Source organism: Bradyrhizobium sp. LHD-71 (assembly GCF_031157255.1).
Classification (GTDB): Bacteria; Pseudomonadota; Alphaproteobacteria; order Rhizobiales; family Xanthobacteraceae; genus P52-10.
Genome location: NZ_JAVIFX010000025.1, coordinates 31,014 through 50,534 on the forward strand (window position 1 = coordinate 31,014; position 19,521 = coordinate 50,534).

16 protein-coding genes and 1 pseudogene are annotated in these 19,521 nt (G+C 62.5%); 7 read left to right on the forward strand and 10 right to left on the reverse strand.

All coding sequences use genetic code 11. From position 1 onward, the window contains the following. Positions 1-25 precede the first annotated feature (25 nt). The 5 genes and pseudogenes from RCO31_RS24780 to RCO31_RS24800 all read right to left on the reverse strand — a co-directional run bounded on the left by RCO31_RS24780 (position 26) and on the right by RCO31_RS24800 (position 6,880). A complete protein-coding gene (locus RCO31_RS24780) occupies positions 26-799 on the reverse strand; it encodes a ferredoxin--NADP reductase (RefSeq protein WP_308971247.1) in 774 nt (257 codons plus the stop codon). Between the two features lie 298 nt (positions 800-1,097). Continuing rightward, positions 1,098-2,894: pseudogene (locus tag RCO31_RS24785) on the reverse strand (PAS domain S-box protein); the annotation flags it as partial. A gap of 170 nt (positions 2,895-3,064) precedes the next feature. Next, positions 3,065-5,374 carry a xanthine dehydrogenase family protein molybdopterin-binding subunit gene (locus RCO31_RS24790; RefSeq protein WP_308971248.1) on the reverse strand — a complete coding sequence of 770 codons (2,310 nt, stop codon included), beginning with the start codon at positions 5,372-5,374 and terminating at the stop codon, positions 3,065-3,067. Between the two features lie 15 nt (positions 5,375-5,389). Next, on the reverse strand, positions 5,390-5,791 hold the full coding sequence (locus RCO31_RS24795) for an ankyrin repeat domain-containing protein (RefSeq protein WP_308971249.1): 402 nt from the start codon (positions 5,789-5,791) through the stop codon (positions 5,390-5,392). 39 nt (positions 5,792-5,830) lie between these two features. Further along, positions 5,831-6,880: an amidohydrolase family protein gene (locus tag RCO31_RS24800; RefSeq protein WP_308971250.1), complete on the reverse strand. Its 1,050-nt coding sequence runs from the start codon at positions 6,878-6,880 to the stop codon at positions 5,831-5,833. A 297-nt stretch (positions 6,881-7,177) separates the two neighbouring features. Between RCO31_RS24800 and RCO31_RS24805 the strand changes: the two genes are divergently transcribed. The 3 genes from RCO31_RS24805 to RCO31_RS24815 all read left to right on the forward strand — a co-directional run bounded on the left by RCO31_RS24805 (position 7,178) and on the right by RCO31_RS24815 (position 9,894). Next, a complete protein-coding gene (locus RCO31_RS24805; RefSeq protein ID WP_308971251.1) occupies positions 7,178-7,747 on the forward strand; it encodes a carboxymuconolactone decarboxylase family protein in 570 nt (189 codons plus the stop codon). Between the two features lie 3 nt (positions 7,748-7,750). Further along, positions 7,751-8,713: a tripartite tricarboxylate transporter substrate-binding protein gene (locus RCO31_RS24810; protein ID WP_308971252.1), complete on the forward strand. Its 963-nt coding sequence runs from the start codon at positions 7,751-7,753 to the stop codon at positions 8,711-8,713. 410 nt (positions 8,714-9,123) lie between these two features. Continuing rightward, the gene (locus tag RCO31_RS24815) at positions 9,124-9,894 is read left to right on the forward strand and encodes a Crp/Fnr family transcriptional regulator (protein WP_308971253.1); all 771 of its coding nucleotides are present in this window, start codon (positions 9,124-9,126) and stop codon (positions 9,892-9,894) included. Between the two features lie 66 nt (positions 9,895-9,960). Here the strand turns inward: RCO31_RS24815 and RCO31_RS24820 are convergent, their stop codons facing one another. After that, positions 9,961-11,544: a porin gene (locus tag RCO31_RS24820; protein WP_308971254.1), complete on the reverse strand. Its 1,584-nt coding sequence runs from the start codon at positions 11,542-11,544 to the stop codon at positions 9,961-9,963. A gap of 365 nt (positions 11,545-11,909) precedes the next feature. Here RCO31_RS24820 and RCO31_RS24825 point away from each other — a divergent pair, with 365 nt between their 5' ends. From RCO31_RS24825 to RCO31_RS24835, 3 genes are read left to right on the forward strand one after another with little or no spacing between them, the layout of a single operon-like run. Further along, positions 11,910-12,515: a L,D-transpeptidase gene (locus tag RCO31_RS24825; RefSeq protein ID WP_308971255.1), complete on the forward strand. Its 606-nt coding sequence runs from the start codon at positions 11,910-11,912 to the stop codon at positions 12,513-12,515. 53 nt (positions 12,516-12,568) lie between these two features. After that, positions 12,569-13,609: an amino acid ABC transporter substrate-binding protein gene (locus RCO31_RS24830; RefSeq protein WP_308971256.1), complete on the forward strand. Its 1,041-nt coding sequence runs from the start codon at positions 12,569-12,571 to the stop codon at positions 13,607-13,609. A gap of 14 nt (positions 13,610-13,623) precedes the next feature. Then, on the forward strand, positions 13,624-14,433 hold the full coding sequence (locus RCO31_RS24835) for an enoyl-CoA hydratase/isomerase family protein (RefSeq protein ID WP_308971257.1): 810 nt from the start codon (positions 13,624-13,626) through the stop codon (positions 14,431-14,433). Between the two features lie 47 nt (positions 14,434-14,480). Here RCO31_RS24835 and RCO31_RS24840 read toward each other — a convergent pair whose 3' ends face one another. From RCO31_RS24840 to RCO31_RS24855, 4 genes are all read right to left on the reverse strand, one after another. Next, on the reverse strand, positions 14,481-15,722 hold the full coding sequence (locus RCO31_RS24840) for a CaiB/BaiF CoA-transferase family protein (RefSeq protein ID WP_308971258.1): 1,242 nt from the start codon (positions 15,720-15,722) through the stop codon (positions 14,481-14,483). Positions 15,723-15,958: 236 nt separating this feature from the next. Further along, entirely contained in the window at positions 15,959-16,741 is a 783-nt protein-coding gene (locus tag RCO31_RS24845; RefSeq protein ID WP_308971259.1) for an enoyl-CoA hydratase/isomerase family protein, read from the reverse strand. Between the two features lie 46 nt (positions 16,742-16,787). Beyond that, positions 16,788-17,252, reverse strand: coding sequence for a MaoC family dehydratase N-terminal domain-containing protein (locus RCO31_RS24850; RefSeq protein WP_308971260.1), 465 nt, complete (start codon positions 17,250-17,252; stop codon positions 16,788-16,790). Between the two features lie 41 nt (positions 17,253-17,293). Next, positions 17,294-18,061, reverse strand: a complete 768-nt coding sequence (locus tag RCO31_RS24855; RefSeq protein WP_308971261.1) for an SDR family oxidoreductase — start codon at positions 18,059-18,061, stop codon at positions 17,294-17,296. A 217-nt stretch (positions 18,062-18,278) separates the two neighbouring features. On the opposite strand from RCO31_RS24855, the gene RCO31_RS24860 reads away from it, so the two are divergent. Continuing rightward, complete coding sequence (locus tag RCO31_RS24860; RefSeq protein WP_308971262.1) at positions 18,279-19,511, forward strand: acyl-CoA dehydrogenase family protein; 1,233 nt, start codon at positions 18,279-18,281, stop codon at positions 19,509-19,511. The last annotated feature ends 10 nt before the right edge of the window (positions 19,512-19,521 follow it).

Below are 19,521 nucleotides of genomic sequence, written 5' to 3' on the forward strand. Positions count from 1 at the left end.
CTCACCCGGGCTACAAGTTGCTACGTCAACGCTCGACGAAGGCCTTCTCGATCACGAAGTGGCCCGGTTCGCTGTGGTTTCCTTCGGCGAAACCGCGCTCTTCGAGAATGACACGCAGGTCTTCCAGCATGCTCGGGCTGCCGCACAACATGATGCGATCCGTTTCGAGATTCAGCGACGGCAGATCGGTGTCGGCGAACAGCCGGTCGGTGGTGATCAGGTCGGTGATGCGGCCGCGATTGCGGAACGGCTCACGCGTCACGGTCGGGTAGTAGACCAGCTTTTCGGTCAGCACCGGACCGAAGAATTCGTCCTCTGAAAGGCCGGCGACGAGCTGTTCACCATAGGCAAGTTCGGAAACCTGCCGGCAGCCGTGCACGAGGACGATCTTCTCGAACCGGTCGTACACCTCAGGGTCCTTGATCAGGCTCGCAAACGGCGCAAGGCCCGTGCCGGTCGACAGCAGCAGCAGCCGGGAACCGGCCAGCAGGTTGTCGGCGATCAGCGTGCCAGTGGCCTTGCGGCCGACCAGGATGGTGTCCCCTTCGCGGATCTTCTGCAGACGCGAGGTCAGCGGACCATCAGCGACTTTAATGGAAAAGAATTCCAGGGATTCTTCGTGATTGGCGCTCGCCATCGAATAGGCGCGCAGCAGCGGACGGCCGTCAACCTCCAGCCCCATCATGGTGAACTGGCCGTTCAGGAACCGGAAGCCTGGATCGCGGGTCGTGGTGAAGGAGAACAGCGAGTCCGTCCAGTGGCGCACGGAAAGAACTTGCTCTTTGTTGAAGGCGCTCATGCGTTTCGTTTTTTCAGGATGGCTGGAGAGAGAAGATTAATCTTGGCCCGCTCGGACGCGCATTTTTCAATTCGGATTCATGCTCGCATTTGTCGTCCGCGGACAGTGAAAGGTTCAATCGCTCGACGAATTCACGGGGGTAGATAATGCATCGGCCGTAAATGTAAACACCGTGATTTGTATCACAAAGTCGCTCGCCGCGCCCGCGTCTAGAACATTTCTATTTATGGCATCATCGCGACCAACGCCGTTAACGATGATTTTCGTATTGCGGAGCCATCGAACAGCTGCGGCAGATTCAGTCTGGGTTGTTTCGCTTCGCTCGCAACGACAGTTCCGCGCGCTCCGGCGGCGCGACGCGCGGCAGCAGGATCTGAAAGCGCGTTCCCTTACCGACCTCGGACGTCAGTTCGATACGCCCGCCTAGGCGGTTGATGACGATATTGTGGACGATGTTCAGTCCGAGCCCGGTTCCGCCCTTGTCACGTCGCGTGGTGAAGAACGGATCGAACGCATGACGCCGCACCTCGTCGGTCATGCCGATGCCGTTGTCGATGTAGATGATCTCGACATAGTCGTCTCCGGCCTCTCGCGCCGTGATACTGAGCTCGCCCGCCGCGTTGTTCGGAAATGCGTGCGCCACTGAATTCAGGAACAGGTTGGTGATGACCTGGCCATAAGGGCCTGGATAACTGTTCATGTCGATGTTCGGCGCGCAGTCGGAGGTGATCGTCAGATTTCGCGCCCTCAAGCCGGGACGCAGGCTGGTGAGGATCTGCTCGGTCAGATCCGCAAGATTGAAGTGCCGCCGGTCAGGCACGTTGCGATCGACCGCGACCTGCTTGAACGACTGGATCAGTTCGGCGGCGCGATTAAGATTCGAGACAAGCTGCTCGGCCGCGTCGAGATTCGCGTGCACGAACGCATTGAGGCTCGACCGCTTCAGCTCGCCGCGCGCAATTTCCTCAGCAAACAGCCGACAGCGCCGTTGCAGGGCCGTCGCCACCGTCACACCGATGCCGACCGGATTGTTGACTTCGTGCGCGACGCCTGCGACCAGACGGCCGAGCGCGGCAAGCTTTTCCGACTCGATCAGCGAATTTTGCGTCGCGCGCAAATTGTCGAGCGCGTTCTCGGCGGCCTCCCGCGCCCGGTGGGTCTCCTGCTCGCTGCGCTTGCGATCGGTGATATCGAGCGCAACCGTGACGATGTATTCGATCTTGCCCGCAGCGTTCTTGACCGGCACCTTGTTGGCCATCCAGTGCCGCAGCCGACGCGCGGCATCGACATAGGCCTCTTCATAAAATCCGAGCTCTTCGCCACTGGCCAGCACCCTTTGATCGCCCGACGTCGCCTTCGATGCACCGTAGCGGGCCATGATCTCATTGGTGGTACGCCCGAGCGCTTCCTCCGGCTCGACGTCGAAAATTCGGGCCATGTAGCGGTTCATCAGCAGGTAGCGAAAATCAGTATCCTTGACGTTGATGACCGCCGGCACTGTATCGATCACGGTCTGAAGCTGGCGGCGGCTTTCCGCAAGCGCCTGCTCGGCGCGGCGCTGGTCTGTGATGTCGCGTACTGTCCCTTCGTGGCGGATCACCCGCCCGCCCTCGTCGCGCACGGCGGTGGCGCTGTCCGACAGCCAGAGGATATCGCCATTGCGCCGGCGCACTTGATACTCGTACTCGCGCACCGTGCCGTCGCGACGCATGCGCAGCAGATACTCCTCGCGCGCGGCGGGATCGACGTAGATCGATTTCGAGATGTCGGGGACGGCGTCGATCAGATGCTGTGGCGAGTCGTAGCCCATCATGCGCGCGAGCGCCGGATTGGCGTTGAGGACGCGCCCATCCGGCGTCGTCACGTAGATTCCGTCGACCGAGCCTTCGAAGATTTTCCGATACTCTTCCTCGGCCTGACGCTGCTCGGCCAGGGCGCGCAATACGACATCGCGTGCGGCGGCGATGTCGGACGGGATCTCCAGCGGCTGGGCCGATCCGTCCGCCCCGCCTAACGGGGCACCGCACTCGCCACAGAATTTCTTGCGCTCAGGATTGTCTGCCTGACACCGCGGGCACTGCATTGACCGTTCGCCTCAGCCACAACTACGCACGACCGCGCTAGGCGGCGACGCTGCCAGCCTAGAACCTAAACCGTCGGAACCGCACTGTTCCCGCCGCGGCCGAAAACCGCAAGAGGCATAGCCGTTCGAAAGGCGGCGTCACTTCGTCCGCCCGGATCAATTTATTGCATTAATTCAATCGGTTAGGTCGACCGCGCGCCCGAATGGATCGCCCGCCACACCCGTTCCGGCGTCGCCGGCATATCGAGATGACGGACGCCGACGCCCGCCAACGCGTTGCAGATCGCGTTCATGGTCGCAGCCAGCGCGCCGACCGTCCCCGCCTCGCCAACCCCCTTGACCCCAAGAGGATTGAGCGCCGTCGGCACCTCGACATTGTCGCAGGTGAAGCTCGGCAGATCGTTGGCGCGCGGCATCGCATAGTCCATGAACGAGCCTGTCAGGAGCTGGCCCGTGCCCGGCTCATGGGCGATGACCTCCTGCAACACCTGGCCCATCCCCTGGGCAACGCCCCCGTGAATCTGGCCTTCGACGAACTGCGGATGCAACACGCGCCCAACGTCCTCGACGCCGACATAGCCGATGACCTCGACCCGCCCGGTATCCGGATCGATCTCGACCTCGCAGATATGGCAGCCGTTCGGATAGGTTGGCTGAGCAAGCTTGAAGTCTCCCGCGCCGGTCAGGCCCTCGTCATTGCCTGTCAATGCAGCGACCTCGGCCAGCGACAGCGAGCGATCGGTGCCGGCGATGCGAAAGCGTCCGTCTGCGAATTCGATGTCCGCCACTGCCGCTTCGAGACGGTTGGCCGCGAGTTGCTTGCCCTGCTCGAGAAGCTTGTCGATGCTGATTGAGACTGCCGAGCCACCAAGGGTCAGCGCTGCCGATCCGCCGTTACCTTTGCCGCGCTGGACCTGATCGGTGTCACCATAGACGTAGTCGATCGTCTCGATCGGAACGCCGAGACGTTGCGCGACGATGTCTGAGAACGAGGTCTCCAACCCCTGCCCGACGGACATGGCGCCTGCGCGCAGCCGCACACTGCCGTCGGCCTTCGCTTCGATCCACGCGAAGTCGGTTGCGGGCCGCGCGAATGGGCCTGCCGCCACCTCGATCGGATTGGCGATGCCGATTCCGCGCAGCTTGCCGCGCTTTTTCGCCTCCTTGCGTCGCGCGGCGAAATCCTTGTAGCCGGCGAGCTCGGCTGCGCGCTCCATGCCCTTGATGAAGTCGCCGCAATCATAGGTGAAGACGAACGGTGTCTTGTAGGGCATCGCCTCAGGTGGAATGAGGTTGCGCCTGCGCAAGTCGAACGGATCGATGTTCATCTCCTGCGCCGCGACGTCGATCAAACGCTCGATCGCATAAGTCGCGTCAGGCCGGCCGGCGCCGCGATAGGGTGCGGTCGGCGTCGTGTGGGTGAAGATGCCAGTCGCCTGGCCAAGAATCTTCGGTGTGCGATAGACACCGGCGATCCCGCCGAAATTGCCAATCGGCGAGATCGACCGTGCCGATAGATAAGCGCCGATGTTGACGCGATAGCTGACGCTGAGCGCCGTGAAATGTCCGCGCTTATCCAGGCCGAGCGCAGCGTCGATTTCGATATCGCGCGCATGCTCGTCGGCAAGAAAGGCTTCCGATCGGTCGGCCACCCATTTCACGGGCAGCCGCAGTTTCTTCGCAGCCCAGAAGACGATCGACTCCTCGCGCACCAGGCCCGACTTCATGCCGAAGGACCCGCCGACATCGGTCGCAACCACACGCAATGCCGTCTTCTCCATGCCAAACATGGCGGCAAGCGCATCACGCAGATTGTGCGGGCTCTGGTAGCTGACGTGCAGCGTTGGTCGACCGTCCTTGTCGACGTATCCCACCGCGCTGCGCGGCTCCATCGGGTTCGCCGACACGCGTGTGGAGATCGACACCAACCGGGCGACGTGATGCGAATCCTTCAAGGCTCGTTCGACGTCTGCCGCGTCGCCCTTGCTCCAGTGGTAGGCTACATTATCCGGCATCATCTCCCACACTGCCGGCGCCCGGTCGGCTGTCGCCTCAGCCACTGTCGCGGCCGCGGGAAATGCCTGGTACGTGACGTCCACGAGTTCCGCCGCGTCGCGCGCGGCATCGAGCGATTTCGCAATCACCATCGCCACGGGTTCGCCAAGGAATCGCACACGATCCCGCACCAGTGGCGGGCGCGGTGTCTCTGTCACTTCCACGCCGCCCGGCCGCTGCAATTTGGTGGGCAGGTTGTAATCGCGCACGCCGTCAGCATCGAGGTCCGCGGCAGTGAACACCGCGACGACGTCTGTGGCCTGCCTGGCCGCGACCGTATCGATCGCGTCGATCCGGGCGTGAGCATGCGGCGACCGCACGAACACGACGTGGTTCACGTTCTTCAGAGCGACATCGCCGGCATACAGTCCCCTGCCCTGGGTCAGACGAAAATCCTCGCGCCTGTGCACGACGCGGCCATACTTGATGTCCTGCATTCCACTATCCGTTGATCAACCGTGCGCGGGCGTGCGCAAGAAATCGGCAACCGGCGCAGCCATGGGTCCGCCCGCCTCGGCGTGGGTCAGCAGCGCGATGCCATGCGGACCTTTCCATGTCCGCGCGTGCGGGATTGCTTCAAGCATGGCGCGAACAATCGGCAGATATCCCAGCATAGCCGCGGCAAAGATATCCATCCGCGCCCCATGTTCGATGAGGCAGAGCGCGATATCCCGCCGCCCCACATGGGCCGCCGCTCCGAGCCCCGTCTCCCAGTCGCCGCCACCCCAGTCCCAGGCCGCATTGACGAGCATCGGATACTCCGCCAGCAGCCTTCGGACCCGGTCGAGATCGCCATGCGCCTTGCTCACAAACTCGTTCACAAGATCCGGGGCGAGACGATCCTTGTCTGGCATCTTTAGTCCTCCGCTGGGACCGAGAGTGATCCTGCACTGCTATAGGCTTATCTTGTAAACGTCGGCCGCGGTGCCTTCGAACATGCGGTTTTTCTCAGCCTCGCTGTATGGCGCTCCGATGCGCTTCAGCGCATTCCAGATCACCTGATAGCTGCACTGGCCCTTGTCGGGCGGGAAATTGCTTTCGAACATGCAGCGGTTCGGGCCGAATGCCTCGATGCACGTTTCCATATAGGGCCGCCACGCGCTCGCGAGCTCTTCGGACGACGCGGGCTTGGGACGCGTGTGGAAATCGTGGCCGAGCAGCATCATCGCCAACCCGCCGAGCTTGACGACGACGTTTTCGCACCTTGCGATGTCCTGGATAGACGCCTTCCAGGTCTTGAAGATTTCATCACGCCGGTTTGCGTAGACACCGAGCCCAACCGGGCCACCGCAATGGTCCATGATGATGCGCTGATCCGGAAACGCGCGGGCCAGAGCGGCAAGCTCTGGAATCTGCGGGTGGAAAAGCCACGCATCGAAGGTCAGCCCGAGCGGACCGAGTTGGGCAAAGCCTTTGCGAAACCGCGGATCGGCCAGCAGCTCCTTTGGCCGCATCGCGTAAGTGCCGGCAACGACCGGGTCGGCGTCCCAGGCAGACGAATGGCGGATGCCACGATAGCGACCGTTGCCGGCCTTGATCTGCGCCTCGAGCACCGGTTTCGCGTCGTCACCCAGCAGGAGATCGACGTGGCTGACGATCGCGGCATTCACTTGACATTCGCCGTAGCCGCCGCTCGCACTCTGCGCGGCGACGCCATTGGCGAACTCGACTTCGCCAACCGGTTTGAAGGCGTCCGGTCCGTTTGCGCGATACATCGAACGGCAATCGACATAAACAGTGGCAACGACGTTGTGGCCCGAGGCCACGTCGTCGGTGAGCTCCTCGAGCAGGTAGCGGCCGCCTTGACGATCCCACAAATGATGATGCGGATCGATGATGCGCCGGGCCGGATCGATGATCTCCTCGCTGTACTGGGCCAGCCAGTCTGCGCGCGGCTCGGCATAGAGACCGCTCTTCGGCACGACGACGCTCGAGGACACCATCCGATCACTCCCTTGATGCTGCGGCCCGTACTACCGCGCCGGGCTCTTGTAACGACCGAGGCTAGCAAGAGCGACGCGACATGGGGAGCCTCCGACCGCGCATGCCGCGCCACGCTCAATCGCATTGCACCCTTTCCTTGGCTTCGCCGGTGTGCAGAATGCCTGCGCCAGTGTGCCGGCTCGCGTTCGCGTCGCTTTGCGGCGATCTCGTCTGCGAAAATGCGAGAACCAAGTGCACGAGCAAGGAACGTCAAGTTCAAGACGCGCGACAAGACAATAACAGGGTGGAATGAGCGCATGAGACTGGCAAAGCCCCGCATCGAGCCGGTGCCGGACGACAAGTTGAGCGCGGATCAGGCCGAACTGCTGGCGCCCATGCTCGAGAGCGGGCGTGTGCTGAACATTTTTCGCACGCTCGTGACCGCACCAAAGGCCGCGAAGGGCTTCTTCGCGTGGGCGAACTACGTGCTGTCGCGCCGCAATGATTTGCCCGCGCGCGAGCGCGAAATCGTCATCCTGCGCATCGGCTTTCTTTGCAAATCCGGTTACGAATGGACGCAGCATACGCGCATCGCGATCAAGGCGGGCCTGAGCGAGGACGAGATCGCGCGCATCAAGGTCGGCGCCAATGCGCCAGGCTGGAGCGCCGCCGACGCAGCGCTGCTCAATGCCAGCGACGAACTGCACCACGATCAATTCATTAGCGACGCAACTTGGTCCGCGCTGCGGAACAATTTCACCGAGAAGCAATGCATGGATGTGGTGTTCACCGCCGGGCAGTACACGCAGGTGTCGATGATCCTGAACACGTTCGGCGTGCAGCTCGACAAGGGGCAAACGCTCGACCCCGAGTTGAAAGGTTTCTAGAGCATGCGCATCCTTCGGACGTTCGTCGTGCTGGTCGCGCTCCTCACCGGTTGGCAGGTGGCGGCCGCTCAGGACTATCCGTCGAGGCCGGTGAAGATCATCGTTCCGTTCGCCGCCGGGTCATCGACCGACGTGCTGGCACGGGTTCTGGCCAAGGATCTGCAGCGACAGCTCGGACAGCCATTCATCGTCGAGAACAAGGCCGGCGCCGACGGCGTGATCGCAGCTCAGGCCGTGATCGCGGCCGAGCCGGACGGCAACACGCTGTTCGTGACCACCCACACCTCGCAGGCAGCAAATGTCAGCCTGTTCAAATCGCTGCCCTACGATCCGCTCAGGGATTTCAGCCCGATCAGCCGCCTGACCTCCGGACAGTTCATTCTCGCCGTCAATCCCACGGTGCCGGCCAAGAGCGTCGACGAACTCATCGGACACATCAAGGCCAACCCGGGCAAGTACAGCTATGCGACCGCCAACGCGACTTCGACGGTGGCGATGGCATGGCTGGCCGCATTGAAGGATCTCGAAATCGTCCGGGTCAACTATGCCTCGGCACCACGCGCCGTTGCCGACCTGCTCGCAAATCATGTGCAGCTCACCTTCGGCGATCAGGCCAATGTCGCACCGCTGGTGCAGGACGGAAGGCTTACCGGACTCGCCGTAACAGGCGTCAGCCGATCCGATCTCGTGCCTGCACTGCCGACGATGCGTGAGGCCGGCGTAAGCGAACTCGTGCTGAATTCGTGGGCGGCGCTGTACGGCCCGGCAAAGCTGCCAGCCGCAATCATCGACAAGCTGAACAAGGCGGTGCTCGCCGCCTATTCCGAGGCGGACGTCGTAAAGGCGCTCAAGACAGCTGGCTACGACCTAGTCCCATCCACGCCGGCTGAGCTTGCGGCGTTCAACAAGCAGCAGATCGAGGTCTGGCGCACGGCCGTAACACTCGGCAAGATTGAGCCGCGCTGATCTCGGACCTGAACAAGCGCACCTTTGCGATGATCTGATTTCGCACAGCAATAGCGCACGACATTTTCGGCCGCGTCTATTGCTTCCTTTCCGGCAGCACAGCCGTGCGCAATCGGGTCGTTGTGCAGACATTCTGCAGCAACCTTGCTCGTCGGCATTTGGCCTGCGAAGCCACTCGTCGCTGCGGCGCAACGCAACAAGTCATAGACTCCATCGCGCAACATCGCTTGCCAAACAGAAGCGGTGCGTGTTGACTTGACGAAACCGCGACAACAGCGGTGCCTGCTAAAGAGCGTAGAAACGCTTTCTGGTCACAACAAGAAGAAGCGCGCGTCCTTCGTGCAGTGCTTACGTGCTGTACGTTCCGCATAATCGCCGAAAGCCGACACAATTTTGGGGGGAGTGCATGGATGCTGAGATTCAGAGACCGTACGACTGACGCCCCGCACCGGGGCGGGGTTGTTCAGAACGATTTTCTGGCGACCCTCTGTCCCGCGGACTTCGAACACCTGCGACCCTTCCTCCAGCCGGTCGAGCTGAAGCGGCACGCAATCATTCACGAAGCGAACAAGCCAGTCGATGCGGTCTATTTCGTGGAGAGCGGCATCGTGTCGCGCGTTGCGCGAACGCAGGCCGACGGCGCGGTCGAGGTCGCCGTCGTCGGCCGCTCCGGCCTGGTGGGCCTGTCCGTCATCCTCGGCACCAACATCGCCCTGCATCGGACTGTGGTGCAGATTCCGGGATCGGCGCTGCGCATCCCGGCGGCCGATCTGCAAGCGATCATGGCGAAAAACCCGACGATCAGAGACCACCTGCTTCGCTACGTGCAACTGCTCATGAACCAGAAGGCGCAAGTCGCGCTCTGCAATGCCAAGCATGAAATCGACAAGCGTGTGGCCCGTTGGCTGCTGCTGGCCCATGATCGCGTCGCAGGCAATCAGCTTCCGGTCACGCACGATCTGTTGGCGATGATGCTTGGCGTCCGGCGCGCCGGCATCTCCGAAGCGCTCGCCGAGCTCGAGGACAAGGGCGTAATCTCCAAAGCCAGGGGGGCGCTCAGGATCGTCAGCCGCGAGGCGCTCAAGGCGCAGGCCTGCGAGTGCTACAAGATCATCGACGACCGATTTTCCTGGCAGCGCGCGATGACGCATTATGAGCATCGTCTCCAGCCGGACTCCTGATCCAGAAAAAATCCCCGGCAGGTTGCCCTGCCGGGGATTTTCTTATGCCGTCTCAGACAAGACCGATCAGAAGAAGCGTCGAACCGAGAAAATGCCCGAGAATACGTTCTGGTCTCTGATCTCGTAGGCAGCGTTCGGCTTGAAGCCCGAGATCACCGGCTGGTTGTAGACGACGTTGTCGCCATGGCTCACGTGGTGGTTGGTCCACATGAACTCCACGCCGATCGTCAGGTCGCGAACAGGCGTCCAGTACGTCCGGGTACCGGCACCGTAGATGCGGTAGTCGAAGTTGCAGGCGCCGGTGTTGGAGATATTGACACCACCCACGGTGAGCGTGCCGGTGGTGCTGCCGATCCCGAACCGCGAGCACAGGATCGCATTGGCCGTGTCGCTGTAGTCCAGCACCTGAGCGCCGCCGAACACCGAGGTCCGCCACTCAGGGGTCCAGCCGTGCTCGAAGGCGATCGATCCGCCATAGGCGGTCGTCAGCTCCTGGCCGGTCGGGCCAACTGCGATGCCTGCGCCGGTACGCGGCCCCGAGGTGTACACGGAGTCGAAGAGGTACGTACCGGCGATACTACCGTAGGTGAGGAGGCCGTTCGAGCCGCCGTAGATGCCGAACGCCGAGCCCTGGCCGATGTTGGCGAATACGTCGGTGGTCGCACCCTTCGAATACGTGCCGCCGATATACAGAGCGTCGTTGATACCGGTTGGGACGTTGAACTTGAAGGCCGCGTTCACGCCATAGCCGACCTTGTCGGACGGGGCGCCGGCAAGCTCGGAGCAGCCGCCGAGGAGAACCGTGGTGGTGCCGGAGACACCGCCGCAATTGTAGGCGACGTGGTTGTTGACGACCATGCCGGACAGGTGGAAGCCACCCCAGGCCTGGTCGATGCGGAGCTGACCGACGATCTCCGGCCAGGTGTTGCCGCCGCGGGTGTCAAGTCCTGAGGTGAGGCCGAGAATCGTCAGCGGGTTGGCGCCGTTATAGTTGCCCCGCTTGCGCTCCTTGCCATCTTCCACCGACAGGGTGCCGGAGACGCCATTGCCGAACTGATACGTGTAAGCGGCAACGAAGCGGCCGCCGGCGGTGTCCGGATTGCCGAGCCAGCCGTTGGTGCCCCACTTGTAGGCATAGGCCCACGGGTTGTCGAAGTACGACGTGCCGGCGCGGCCGATGGTGAAGCCGCCCCACTGGATGATGCCCGAGTCGATCGCGATGACCCCGGCGCTCGAGCCGGGGCCAGACGTCAGAAGGCCATTCGGCGTGTTGACCTCGGCGCGCACCACCGAGAACGTGCGCAACGTGCCGAACGCTGTCTGCGTGCGTGTATCGACGTTAGTGAACACGCGGCTACGAGCGAAGAAGTGGTCCCGATCGCGCGTGCGCGTGTTGTTGCCGGTGCCGTCCGTCGTCCACTGCTGCAGAAGCGTACCACGCGCATTGAAATTGAGTTCGGCGCGGATGTGACCGCCGATCCGGATACAGGTGTCAGTGCCGGGGATGTAATAGAATCCTGCGCCATACAGAGAACAGATCTTTACGTATTCGACCGGCTTGGCCTTCACCGGTAGGTCGGCCGCCTGCGCCCCCGTCAATGCGACCACTCCCGCCGCAGAGCCGAGGAGTAGGCTCCTAATCATCGTCATCTCAAACCTCCAAAGTTTGCGTTTCCCCATCCGCTTCGCGCCTCTCGAACCCCCGCTTCGGCGCGAGCGACTTTGAGCGAAACCTTGACGGGACGACTCGGGATGCCCCCCTCTGTCGCGAGAAAAACATCGCGCATGCCTTCTCGGCGCGCACTTTCGATGTCGGTACGCTAACGCGCACAGAAAGGCGTTTCGGGAACAAGTGTTGTACGAACAACACGCCTGGTCGGGCGCACGCGAACGCGGATTTTGTCAATGGCGATATAGGCTTGCCAGTGCGCCGGCGATGCGATTTGGTCACCCTAGGGCTAGGCAGGGGAACGATCCGGAGTGCCGTCAAGGCGACATCAACGCGAGATACCGAAATGATTAAGTCTGGACGCGGCCTGCTTGCTCTGGCGGCCTGTATCGCCATCCTGACCCTGACGCACGCCCCTGCCTCGGCCGAGCGCGACTTCACCGAACTTGAAGACCAGCCCGGCTTCGTCCCCAGCGAGGTCGACGAGCAGTTGCCCCCGCAATTTCAGCGCCAGATGGTGCTTTACCGAACCACCGAGCCGCCGGGCACGATCATCGTCCACACCTCCGAGCGCTTTCTCTACCTCGTACAGGGCAACGGCCGCGCCATGCGCTATGGCATCGGCGTCGGCCGGGAAGGCTTTCAATGGCAGGGCCTGTTAAAGATCACCCGCAAGCAGGAGTGGCCGGACTGGACCCCGCCTTCGGAGATGATCGCGCGTCAGCCTTATCTGCCGCGCTTCATGGCCGGTGGTCCCGGCAATCCGATGGGCGCGCGCGCCCTCTATCTCGGCACCACCGTCTACCGCATTCACGGCACAAACCAGCCGCATACCATCGGCAGCGCCGTGTCGTCTGGATGCTTCCGCCTGGTCAATAATGACGTGATCGACCTGTTCGAGCGCGTACCGGTCGGCACCAAGGTCGTCGTCCGTCAGCGGCCCGAGTTGTAATCGGTAACCGCGCACCAGACAGACAACCGGACAACGCAAAGCGAGACACTTCCATGCAGAAGACATTTCGATCGGGCCTTGCAATCGGGCTCGCCGTCGCCGTGGCGGTGATCGCCGCCGCCTGGACCTACATCCGCTACGATGCCAATACGCTGCGCAAGGTGCGCGCACGCGGCGAGCTCCTGTGCGGCGTCAACACCGGCCTGCCCGGTTTCTCCAATCCCGACGCGCAGGGGAACTGGACCGGATTTGACGTCGACTTCTGCCGCGCCATCGCCGCTGCCATCTTCGATGATCCGACCAAGGTGAAGTTCGTGCCGCTCGACGCGAGCGAACGGTTCAAGGAATTGCGCGATCGCAAGGTGGATGTGCTGTCGCGCAACTCCACCTGGAATCTATCGCGCGAACTCGGCTTCGGCCTGCATTTCGCAGCGGTGTCGTACTATGACGGCCAGGGCTTCATGGTCCGCCGGTCGAAAAACGCCGAGAGCGCACTCGAGCTGGACGGCAGCAAGGTCTGTTTCCAGACGGGCACGACCACGCAGCGCAATCTCGCCGACTACTTCCGCAGCAACAATATGAAGTATCAGGAGACAAGCTTCGACAGGCTCGAGGACGTGGTGAAAGCCTACGACTCCGGCCAGTGCGACGTCGTGACCAGCGACGTGTCGCAGCTTTACGCCCAGCGCCTGCGACTGGCGAACCCGCGCGACCATGTGATCCTCGCCGACGTGATCTCGAAGGACCCGCTGGCGCCGGTCGTCCGCCACAAGGATGACGACTGGCTGCTGCTCGTGAAATGGACGTTCTTTGCGATGCTGAACGCGGAAGAGCTCGGCATCACGTCGTCGAACATCGATGAGGCGATGAAATCGACCAAGCCCGAAGTGATGCGCTTCGTCGGCACCGAGGGAACCTACGGCGAGGACATGCGATTGACGAAGGACTGGGCGGCGCGCATCATCCGTCATGTCGGCAATTATGCCGAGGTCTATGAGCGCAATCTCGGCGCGGAGTCGCCGCTCGGCATTCCGCGCGGCCTTAACCAGCTGTGGAATGCCGGCGGCATCCAATACGCGCCGCCGATCCTTTGACGGGGAGGACTGCCGTGTCGGACCGTTACGCCCGCTATCAGCGCCTGCAGTTCGACTGGCCGGCAGAGCGGGTGTTGCGCATCCGCATGAACAATCCCGGCAAGCTGAATGCCGCGGACCAGATCATGCACGGCGAGCTCGCCGCGATCTGGCGTGACGTGGACGAGGACCCGAACGTGTCGGCAGCGCTCCTGACCGGTGCCGGCGACGCATTCTCCGCCGGCGGCGACATGGCGATGATCGATACGATCATGAACGACTTCCAGGCGCGCGCCCGCAACTGGAAGGAAGCGAAGGATATCGTCTACAACATCATCAACTGCTCAAAGCCGGTCGTCAGTGCCATCCGGGGCCCGGCGGTCGGCGCGGGCCTCGTGTGCGGCCTGCTCGCCGATATCTCGATCGCGGCGAAGAAGGCCCGCATCATCGACGGCCACACCAAGCTCGGCGTCGCCGCGGGCGATCATGCAGCGATCGTCTGGCCGCTGCTTTGCGGCCTTGCCAAGGCGAAGTACTATCTCCTGCTCTGCGATGCGCTGAGCGGCGAGGAAGCCGAACGGATCGGCCTGGTGTCGCTCGCGGTCGAGGACGCGGAGCTCGACGCGAAGGCGCTGGAGATCGCGACGCGACTCGCCGACGGCCCACCAAGCGCGATCCGCTGGACGAAGTACACACTCAACAACTGGCTCAGGCAGATGGGTCCTTCGTTCGACGCTTCGCTCGCCCTGGAGTTCCTGGGCTTCACGGGCCCGGAAGCGCGCGAAGGCGTCGCCGCGTTCAAGGGCAAGCGCAAGCCGGATTTTCCGAAGGACTCGCCGGTCTGACGGGCGACGCGCTTCGCCCGCCAGTAGCCGTTCGCAATGACGCTGGGTCAGCCCGCCTGCTGGATGATACCGGCCGAGCGCAGTTCGGTGAGCTTCGCATCCGAATAGCCGAGTTTGCCCTTGAGGACGTCCTCGGTGTTCTGGCCAAGCAGCGGCGGCGCGCGATACTCCTTGATCGGCGTCTCGGAGAAGGTCAGCGCGTTGCGGATCAACGACAGATCCTCCCGCAGCGGGTGGTTCACCTTCACCTCCATGCCGCGATGCTTCACCTGCTCGTCGTTGAACACCTGCTTGAAGTCGTTGATCGGGCCTGCCGGAACGCCCACCCGCTCCAGTTCATCGAGCCAGTATTTCGCCGGCTTGGTAATGAACAGGTCTTCGAGAATTTTCATCAGCTCGGTGCGGTGCGCGACGCGATCGTTGTTCTTGACGAAGCGCGGATCCTTCGCGAGCTCGGGATGGCCGAGCACGCCGCAGCACTTCTCGAACTGCGAGTCGTTGCCGACCACCAGCATGATGTCCTGGTCGGCGCAGGTGAACACGCGCGCGGGCACGCCGCCATTGCCGGAGGTGCCGCGCCGCGGCGGAGTCTCGCCGTTGACCAGATAGATCTGCGCATAATGCGTCAGCGAGGCGATCACCGTATCCATCAGGCAGACGTCGATATGCTGACCGGCGCCGCCATTGGCCTTGCGATGGAACAGCGCGGCGAGGATGCCGATCGAGGCATTCATGCCGGTCATCACGTCGGCGATGCTTGGGCCGACCTTCATCGGCCCGGCACCGGGCTCGCCGTCCGGGTGGCCGGTGACGCTCATCAACCCGCCCGCGGCCTGGAAGATCGCGTCGTAGCCGGGACGCGCCTTGTAGGGGCCGGTCTGGCCGTAGCCAGTCACCGAGCAATAGATGATGCCGGGATTGATCTTGCGGATCGTTTCATAGTCAAGGCCGTAGCGTTTCAAGTCACCGACCTTGAAATTCTCCATCATGATGTCGGCGGATTTCGCCAGTTCACGGACAATCTCCTGCCCCTGCGGCTTGGCGATGTCGACCGCGACCGAGTGCTTGTTGCGGTTCGCGCAAAGGTAGAACGAGTTGTTATTGTTGGCCTTGCCTGCCGGATCGACCAGATAGGGAGGTCCGAAGATGCGGGCGTCGTCACCGCCGCCCGGGCGCTCGATCTTAATCACCTCGGCGCCGAGGTCGGCAAGCATCTGAGCAGACAACGGGCCAGCGAGCACGCGCGTCAGGTCGAGCACCTTGATGCCGGTGAGCGGAAGCGAAGACATTCTTGTTTTCCCCTGGATTTGAATCAGGCGTTTGTTGCTTTTTCGGACCCGGGCAAGCGCCCATCATCGACCCGTCATTAGCCCGTCAAACACATTGATTTCAAGGGTTTGGCTCTGCTTTGGCCGCACGTCCGACCAGCAGATGCGCTAGTGCCCCGCGCTTCGCGTTCGCATTACCGTTTCGGCGACCGGGTCATGCGAACGCGGCTTCAGGTCCGGCGCACGAGCGCCCGCCGCTAGCGGCCGTGAAAGACCGGTTTGCGCTTCTCGACGAAAGCTCGCATCGCCTCCTTCGAATCCTCGGTCTTGCCGATCTGCACCGTCATGTCCTGCTCATAGCGATACCCATCGCGCAGGCTCATCTCCTCGATCGCGTTGAGCGACTGCTTGAACAGTTGCACCGCAAGCGGCGCCTTGGAGGCGATATCCTTGGCAAACGCCATCGCCGCCGGCATCAGTTCGGCAGATGGAAGGCAGGCTTCGACGATGCCGAGCCGATAAAGCTCTGGTCCCGGAACGCGATATCCGGTCACGGCCATCCGTCGCAAACGCGAATGACCGAACAGGCGCATCGCGTGGCGGCCGCCGCCCATCAAGCCGACGTCGATTTCCGGCATACCGAGCGAAGCCTGCTCGGAGGCGAGGAGGATGTCGCAGGACGCGGCGATGGCAAGCCCTGCCCCCAGCGCCGCACCGTTGATCGCAGCGATCACCGGCTTGCGGCATTCGACGATCGCGTGGAAGCACTCACGCGCACTGCGCAGATGGCCGCGCGGACCGCCTGGTGGCGGCTCGCCGCTCGAGCGCGCCTTGATATCCGCGCCCGCGCAAAAGAGCTTGCCCGCCCCGGTCAACACGATCACTCGCACGTTGTCGTCGTCGGACATGAGGTCAAATGCCAGCGCCATCTCATCCTGCATTTGCCGGCTCAAGGCATTGACGGGCGGGTTGTTCATCGTCGCCACCGCGACGTGGTCGGCGATCTGGATGTCGATCAGTTTCAGGTCGTAGGCGCTCATGGCGTTCTTGCTCCGTGTTCTTGTTGATCTTTGCGGACGTAGAAACTCACGCTGGCGTGCGCGCGGCAACCAGGCGCAGCGGCGTGTACTCCATCACCTGCGACCCGTCCTGTTTGACGACGATGTTGCGCGTGCGCACGAGCCCGCGATTACCGCGGTTCTTGCTGCGGCGGGCCTCGATCACCTCGCACTCGACATGGATCGTGTCGCCGGCGACGATCGGTCCCTTGATGTCGAGCTGCATGTTGAGAAAGGCGAAGCCCGTGTGCTGCATCGTCGCCTGCATCAACAGGCCTTCGGCGAAGCAGTAGACCAGCGCTCCCGGCGCCGGCCGCCCCTTGATATCGGATTCGGTCTTGAGGAACTCGATATCGGTGAACAGCACTTCCGTCATGCCTGTGCAGTTGACGAAGTTGACAATGTCCGTCTCGGTGATGGTGCGGCCGACGGTCTTGAATTTCCGCCCGAGCGGCAAATCCTCGTAGAACAGGCCGAGCCCGACAATATCCATGTCTTGTTTCCTTGCGTTTTGAGAGGTCTTTGTCGCCGGCTTCAGCCGTGCATCGTCAAGCCGCCGGAGACGCTGATGGTCTGCCCGGTGATGAAACCGGCATCGTCGCTGAGCAGGAACGCGATCATTCCAGGATAATCGTCGGGCGTGCCCAAACGACGCAAGGGGATGGCGCGCGCCAGGCTTTCGGCGAGCTTGCCCCCCGATGGCGAGCTGCTCTTGAAGTTGTCGAACAACGGCGTGTCGGTCGGGCCGGGACAGACGACGTTGAGAATGACGTTCTTGCGCGCAAGTTCCCGCGCCATCGTCTTGGTGAAAGCGATCACGCCGCCCTTGCAGGCGGAGTAGACCGCCTCGCCGGACGAGCCGACACGGCCGGCATCGGACGAAACGGTGACGACCCGACCGAAGCCGCGATCGACCATGCGCTTCACAACCACATGATGCAGGTTCAGCGGTCCGTAGAGGTTGATGCCGATGACCTTGTCCCAGAACGCGCGATCGGTGTCGAGGAACGGGACCGGGATATCCCAACCGGCGACGTTAGCGAGCAACTCCACCGGACCGGCATCGTTCTCGAACACATCGGTCGCGGTCACGACCGCATCCCGGTCGGTGATGTCGACCTTATAGATCAAAACTCGACCCGGTTTGCCCGCGCACAACCGCGCCGTCTGCTCGGCGCCGGCAAAATCCAGGTCGAAAATGCCGACATGACAGCCCTCTTCGACAAGACGGATGGCCGTCGCACGACCAATTCCACTGGCGCCGCCAGTCAGAATCGCCCGCCGTCCTGCAAGTCCCCGCATGTCATACTCCCGACGCGCTTCACTCATCTTCTTGGGCGGCAAGGTTTCATGGCCGGACGCTACAGTCAAAGGTGCTCCACCGCCACTCTGGCGGCGCGCCGCCGCAGGTTGCAAAATTTCAGATCAGCTTTGTCCGGCGGCAAACATTTTGTCGCGCCTCGGAAATTCGGCTAAGACCCCGCCCATTCAGCAAGAATGACAAGAACGAGGGAACGCGATGTCGATCGATTTCGAAATTCCGGCCGAGGCCAAAGCCATCCGCGAGAAGGTTCGCAAGTGGGTGCAGGAGGAGTGCATTCCCGCGGAAAAGGAACTGGATACGAAACCCCTCGACGAGGTGCTTGGCCGCCTGCGCAAGAAGGCGCGTGCGCAGGGCCTGTGGTGCCCCTTCATCCCGAAGGAGTATGGCGGCATGGGCCTCGGCCCGCTTGCCAACGCGCTGGTGCAGATGGAGCTCGGCGAAAGCTCGCTAGGCGCCTTGTCGATGAACACGCAAGGCCCCGATGATGCCTCAATGCTGACGCTGCTCGCGCACGGAACCGAGCATCAGAAGGAGAAGTTCTTGAAGCCGCTCCTGAACGGCGAAAAGCGCGTCTGCTTCTCGATGACCGAGAAGGCCTCCGGCGCGGACGCCACCGGAATGCAAACCACCGCGGCGAAGGACGGCAACGAAAACTACATCCTGAATGGCGAGAAGTGGTTTTCGTCTTCGGCGAGCGTCGCCGACATCGCCATCGTGATGGCGAAGACCGACCCGGACGCACCCCGTCGCAAGCAATTTTCGACCTTCATCGTCGAGCTGCCCAACCCCGGCTATCAGATCAAGCGCAACGTGAAGAACATGGCGATCGAGGGGCCGCACTACGACAAGCTGTCCGGCGGCCATTCGGAGATCATCATCAAGGATCTGAAGGTGCCCGCCGACAACCTGCTCGGCGGCGAAGGCAACGGCTTCGACATGGGCCAACATCGCCTCGCCTACGGACGTCTGCGGCACGGCATGCACAACATCGCCAAGGCACAGCGCGCACTCGACATGGCGACAGCCCGTGTCACCCAGCGCTCGACATTCGGCACCCTGCTCGCCGACCGCCAGGCCGTTCAGTTCATGCTCGCCGATTGCGCCAGCGAACTCTACATAGCGCGGCTGATGCTGCTGCACATCGCCTACAAAGCCGAGAAAGGCATGGACCTTCGGCAGGAGAATTCGATCGCCAAGATCTTCCTTGCACACATGGTGCACAAGGTGGTCGACACTGCGATCCAATTGCACGGCGCGCTCGGCTACTCGCAGGACATGCCGCTGGCTCGCTGGTACACGCAGATCCGCTCCCAGCGTCTCGTCGACGGGCCCGACGAAGTCCACAAGTGGACCATCGGCCGCAATGTCATCAAGGCCTACCGGAAGCACGGCACGACGGCATCGGCCGCCGGCGGCGATCTGCTCTGAGGACGCATAA